Origin of the sequence: uncultured Clostridium sp. (genome assembly GCF_934754925.1) — a bacterium.
In the GTDB taxonomy this organism is placed as follows: domain Bacteria; phylum Bacillota; class Clostridia; order Clostridiales; family Clostridiaceae; genus Clostridium.
The window spans coordinates 1-5,570 of the sequence record NZ_CAKVJA010000077.1; the positions used below are offsets into that span (position 1 = coordinate 1).

The following is a 5,570-nucleotide window of genomic DNA, read 5'->3' on the forward strand; positions in this document are numbered from 1 at the left end:
TGGTTACTTCAATTAAACTCTGTAGTTATGCCAATGAGATATCTTTGGGTATTCTTAGCATTTATAGGACTTAAAAAAGCAGCAGATAAATATAAATCAGATTATAAATTTGTTAAAAATGATAAATTTGCTATGGCAATAGGTGTCTGGTGTTTTGCATTTACTGCATTTGCTTGTATAATGGGGATGTTCCCAAGTAGTGTTGAGACATTTTCAGGTGAGTGGTGGTTCCAAGTATCACTAAATGTTATTACACCATTTATATTAATTGGATTAGGATTTATACTACCTATGGTAGCTAAAAAGACAAATAAAGAATCTGGAGATGGTGTAGATTCTAGAAATATAGCATAGAATGAAGATTATTAACGAAACCTATCAAGTATTAATAACCTCTTAACAAAATATTAAATAACTTATATTGCAAAAGTGATTAATTGATAGTATAATGAAAATATAAGTTAAATATTATAGTGTAAATGAGGTTGATTTAAATGAATAATTTAAAATCTATATTGTGGACAATAGTTGGGATAGTAATTTTTATTGCTATAGTTAAATTTTTTATATACCTTTTACCTTTTATCATAGTAATAGGCTTAGTAAGTTATATAATATTTAATGCAAAAAACGCATTTAGAAAGAAAAATAATAATAATAAAACATATAATTCTTATAATCAAAGTATTTATGAAGAAAGTAGTATAGATGATGATAGCAATGGAGAAATAATTGATGTAGATTATAAGGAAGTAGATAAATAATATCTAAAAATATTATTTTCGTATAAAAATTTAAATAATATGATAGTCATATTAATATTAAAACATAATAGAGTGAAAATATAGAAAAATTCAGTAATGATAAGTTACTGAATTTTTTTATGTATTAAATTTTGGTGGAGCTATAGATTTAGACTTACCAGAAGATGTTGTTTTAACAAGTAGTGATAAAGCAGAAGTTTTATCTGCAACTGTTATTGGAAGCAATGATGAATTTTTATGCCCAATAGAATTAACTCCATCATATTTTATGGATCAACAACAAAAACAAGCACAAGCTTTAAGAAGAGCTAGTGTTTATGGTTGTAATAATGACCAAATGGGATATTACAGTGGAAATATGGAAAAAGAAGATAATCAATTTGATTGTCCAAGTAAATTTGATATTGAATTATATCAATATGGTAAATTACGTGAAAAAATGGCAATAGAGATTCTAGTAAAAGCTGTTAGAGTATCTCATATTAATGTTGAAGAGAATGATGTAGAGACTTTAGATTGTTAGTTAGTAATATTATATTATATTTAATAATGAATTTTAGTATTTTAATGAAAAGGCTTTGTCGTTTTGGGAAGGCCTTTTTTTATATAAATATTAATTTTGTGTAAAATGCAAGGAAAAATATTATTAATTCACAAATACATATAAAATTTTAGTTTTATATGTATTAAACCTATAAAATTGCAGGAATAAAAAGCTACTCTATCAAAGAACCTTTAAGTATATAGAAAAATATGGTATAATTGTTTTGGGTATAAATAAATACTAAAGGGGGCTATATTTATGAAAAAAATAAAAATGACAACTCCATTAGTTGAAATGAATGGAGATGAAATGACTAGAGTTATTTGGAGTATGATAAAAGAGGAATTATTAAATCCTTTCATTGACTTAAAAACTGAATATTATGATTTGGGGATAGAATATAGAAATGAGACTGATGATAAGGTAACAGTTGAAGCTGCAGAAGCTATAACGAAGTATGGAGTAGGAGTAAAATGTGCTACGATAACTCCAAATGCAGATAGAATAAAAGAATATAATTTAAAAGAAATGTGGAAAAGTCCTAATGGAACTATAAGAGCAATTTTGGATGGAACAGTTTTTAGAGCACCTATTACTGTTAGTTCAATAAAGCCTTTTGTTAGAACATGGGAAGCACCAATTACAATAGCTAGACATGCTTATGGGGATATTTATAAAAATGTTGAAATGAAAATTGAAGGTAAAGGAAAAGCTGAATTAGTTTTTACTGATGAAAAGGGAAGAGAAAGTAGAGAAACTATTCATGAATTTAAAGATAGTGGAGTAGTAATGGGAATGCACAATACTAATAAATCAATATCTAGTTTTGCTAGAAGTTGTTTTAATTTTGCATTAGATACGAAGCAAGATATATGGTTTGCATCTAAGGATACTATTTCTAAAAAATATGATCATACTTTCAAAGATATTTTTAATGAAATATTTGAGGAAGAATATAAAGAAAAATTCAAAGAAGCTAATATTGAATATTTTTATACATTAATTGATGATGCAGTTGCAAGAGTTATTAAATCTAAAGGTGGATTTATTTGGGCTTGTAAAAACTATGATGGAGATGTTATGAGTGATATGGTTGCAACAGCATTTGGATCTCTTGCAATGATGACATCTGTTTTAGTATCACCTGAGGGATATTATGAATATGAAGCAGCTCATGGAACAGTACAAAGGCATTATTATAAACATTTAAAAGGTGAAGAAACTTCAACTAATTCAATGGCTACTATTTTTGCATGGACAGGTGCATTAAGAAAAAGGGGAGAATTAGATGGAAATGATCAATTAGTTGCTTTTGCAGATAAGTTAGAGAAAGCTTCACTACAAACAATTGAAGATGGAGTGATGACAAAAGATTTAGCATTGCTTACTAATTTAAAAGAAGTTAAAACTGTTAACACATATGAGTTTATTAAAGAAATAAAAAATAGATTATAACAAATTACAGAAAATGGTTACACCTCCGGGGTTAATCCAAATATTGGATTAACCCCGGAGGCGTAACCATATATTGGATTGTAGGGCAAGGCATAATTTATTATGGAGAGCATAAAATAAGCGTAAAAGTATAAAGGAGGGAAAAATAATGTCACATAAGAATAATAAAAATTCAAAGAATAATAAAAAATCAAATAAAAAGACTAAAGCTGAATTACACAAAATGAAAGTTGAAACTGCTAATGAAGTTGGATACTCTAAGGAATCAAGAAAACTAGGTAAAGATCAACCAAGATCAGATAGTGCTCAAAAAATAGGTCAATAAAATATAAGCTAAATTTAGGTAATTAGAATATTAAGGCTAAAATACATAATGAATATTAGAAAAGGAGTGCTTAGCAAGAAACACTCCTTTTCTAATATATTAAATTTTGATTTAGTATAAAAGTTACATGTAAGTTAAGTTAGCTTTCACTTTTAAAATATCCAATTTCCATTAGAGAAAATTTGAACAGTTTCATTATTTTTATTAATTCCAGTGATTTCAAGATCGCTAGTTCCAATCATAAAGTCAACATGAATAACTGAATTATTAACACCTATTTTTTCCAATTCCTCTTCAGAATATTTATCCGCATCTTTTACACATGATTCATAAGCTCTACCAAAGGCTAAATGGCAAGCAGCATTTTCATCAAATAATGTATTAAAGAATATTAATTTTGAATTAGAGATTGGTGAGTCATAAGGAACAAAAGCAACTTCTCCTAGGTATCTAGCACCTTCATCACTATCAAGCATTTGTTTTAGAACATCGTATCCAGTTTCAGCCGTAAAATCTACCGCTTTACCATCTTTAAATTTAATAGAGAAATTATCTATTAAATTTCCACCGTAGCTTAATGGCTTAGAAGAGTAAACTACCCCATTAACTCCAGTTTTCTTAGGTAAAGTAAATACTTCTTCAGTTGGCATATTTGCATTAAAAGGTATTCCTTTAACATCTCCTTCAGAACCTCCAGCCCAAATATGACCTTCTGGAAGTTCAATATTTAAGTCAGTTCCATTTGAAGATTTTAAATGTACGCTTTTAAAGTTATTGTCATTCATAAATTTAATTTTTTCTTCTAAGTAAGCATTATGTTTCTCCCAAGCAGTTACTGGATTTTCAGTATCAACTCTTACTGTTTTAAATATTACATCCCATAAAGATTCCATAGCTTCTTCATCACTTGCATTAGGGAATACTTTTTTAGCCCATGAAAGTGTAGGAACTGATAATACACACCAACGACATTTATTAGACATAGAGTTATCGTAGTATTCCTTTAAAGCTGTAGTTCTGGCTTTTTGAGATGTACCTATTTTGTCAACTGAAACTCCTTTTAATCCATCAGGATCACTTGCAGCTATTGAAATAAAGCAAGCTCCTTGTCTGGCATAATAATTATATCCTTCAGCCATCCAAGCTGGATAGTCAGCAATAGTTTCTAAAGAACTATTTTCTAATTTTATTTTAGTTAGTTGTTGATCACCATAATGTACAACTACATCTTTAGCACCTGCTTTATAAGCTTCTTCTGCAATAAGTCTAGCAAATTCTGCAGTTTCAATTGGTGAAGTAATAACTAATATATTATCTTTTTGAATATTAACGCCTGTATTTACAGCTAATTTAGCATATTTTTTTAATAAATTTTTATCCATATATAGCCCTCCTATATTGTTTATTATAGTAAATTATACCACATAATTAGGTCAATTAAATAAGTTTAATATATATACTTTAATTATTTGTATTAATTATGTTATTTATTATTTTTTATAAAAAAGGTTATAATTTATATTTTTAATAGGGTAATAAACTTGTAAGAAGGCACAAAAATAACTATAATTATTACTACACATACAATATGAAAAGGAAGAAAACCAATGAAAAATTTATTAATTAACTTAGTAGAAAAAAATAAAAAATATACACAAGATGGTAAACTTGCATCATATATACCAGCTCTTTTAAAAGCAAATAGCGAAGATTTAGGACTATGTGTATATGATATAAAAAATAATGAAGAATACTGGGCAGGAGAAAGTGACGTTAAATTCACTATTCAAAGTATTTCAAAGGTTGTTAGTTTAATAATAGCTCTTAATGATAATGGTAGAGAAAACGTATTTAAAAAAGTAAATGTTGAGCCAACAGGAATGGGATTTAATAGTATAGTAAACTTAGAAATAAGAAATCAGGATAGACCATATAATCCAATGATTAATGCTGGAGCTATAGTAACAACATCCCTTATTTTTGGTGAAAATGAAGAGCATAAATTACAAAGAATACTAAACTTTTTAAGAAGAGCAACTAATAATCCTACAATAGATATAAATAGAGAAATATATGAAAGCGAAAAAGCTACAGGAGATAGAAACAGATCATTAGCTTACTTTATGAAAAGCTCTAATATATTAGAAGGAAATGTAGAAGAAATCTTAGATCTTTACTTTAAACAATGTTCAATTGAAGCTACAGCTAAGGATTTGGCAATGTTTTCAGCAGTAATTGCAAACGATGGAATAGCACCTTGGAATGATGAAGTTTTAGTTTCAAGAGAAATTTGTAGAATAGTTAAAACAATAATGGTTACTTGTGGTATGTACGATGCATCAGGAGAATTTGCAGTACATGTTGGGGTTCCAGCAAAATCGGGAGTTGGAGGAGGAATAATTGCCACAGTTCCTAGAAGATTTGGAATAGGCATATATGGTCCAGCTTTAGATGATAAAGGAAATAGTATTGGTGGAATACA

The 5,570-nt window shown here is 28.0% G+C and carries 6 protein-coding genes and 1 pseudogene; 6 read left to right on the forward strand and 1 reads right to left on the reverse strand.

The annotated features are described in order from the left end of the window. The 5 genes and pseudogenes from Q0G30_RS13635 to Q0G30_RS13655 all read left to right on the forward strand — a co-directional run. A pseudogene (locus Q0G30_RS13635) lies at nucleotides 1–354 on the forward strand (amino acid permease); the annotation flags it as partial. 140 nt (nucleotides 355–494) lie between these two features. Further along, nucleotides 495–764 (forward strand): hypothetical protein, encoded by a 270-nt coding sequence (locus Q0G30_RS13640; protein ID WP_294391147.1) that lies wholly within the window; start codon nucleotides 495–497, stop codon nucleotides 762–764. A 268-nt stretch (nucleotides 765–1,032) separates the two neighbouring features. Then, nucleotides 1,033–1,287 carry a hypothetical protein gene (locus Q0G30_RS13645; RefSeq protein WP_294391150.1) on the forward strand — a complete coding sequence of 85 codons (255 nt, stop codon included), beginning with the start codon at nucleotides 1,033–1,035 and terminating at the stop codon, nucleotides 1,285–1,287. Between the two features lie 279 nt (nucleotides 1,288–1,566). Beyond that, entirely contained in the window at nucleotides 1,567–2,763 is a 1,197-nt protein-coding gene (locus Q0G30_RS13650) for an NADP-dependent isocitrate dehydrogenase (protein WP_294391153.1), read from the forward strand. 148 nt (nucleotides 2,764–2,911) lie between these two features. Further along, nucleotides 2,912–3,088, forward strand: coding sequence for a small, acid-soluble spore protein, alpha/beta type (locus tag Q0G30_RS13655; protein WP_294391156.1), 177 nt, complete (start codon nucleotides 2,912–2,914; stop codon nucleotides 3,086–3,088). A 152-nt stretch (nucleotides 3,089–3,240) separates the two neighbouring features. On the opposite strand, the gene Q0G30_RS13660 is transcribed toward Q0G30_RS13655, so the two are convergent. Continuing rightward, nucleotides 3,241–4,470 carry an aminopeptidase gene (locus tag Q0G30_RS13660; RefSeq protein ID WP_294391160.1) on the reverse strand — a complete coding sequence of 410 codons (1,230 nt, stop codon included), beginning with the start codon at nucleotides 4,468–4,470 and terminating at the stop codon, nucleotides 3,241–3,243. A gap of 225 nt (nucleotides 4,471–4,695) precedes the next feature. On the opposite strand from Q0G30_RS13660, the gene glsA reads away from it, so the two are divergent. Next, the coding region (glsA, locus tag Q0G30_RS13665) for a glutaminase A (RefSeq protein ID WP_294391164.1) at nucleotides 4,696–5,570 on the forward strand (875 nt) is incomplete at its 3' end.

Coding starts and splice junctions, on each gene's coding strand:
- Q0G30_RS13660 (WP_294391160.1), bottom strand. CDS start 4,470: ATGGATAAAAATTTATTAAAAAAATATGCTAAATTAGCTGTAAATACA.
- Q0G30_RS13645 (WP_294391150.1), top strand. CDS start 1,033: ATGGATCAACAACAAAAACAAGCACAAGCTTTAAGAAGAGCTAGTGTT.
- Q0G30_RS13640 (WP_294391147.1), top strand. CDS start 495: ATGAATAATTTAAAATCTATATTGTGGACAATAGTTGGGATAGTAATT.
- Q0G30_RS13650 (WP_294391153.1), top strand. CDS start 1,567: ATGAAAAAAATAAAAATGACAACTCCATTAGTTGAAATGAATGGAGAT.
- Q0G30_RS13655 (WP_294391156.1), top strand. CDS start 2,912: ATGTCACATAAGAATAATAAAAATTCAAAGAATAATAAAAAATCAAAT.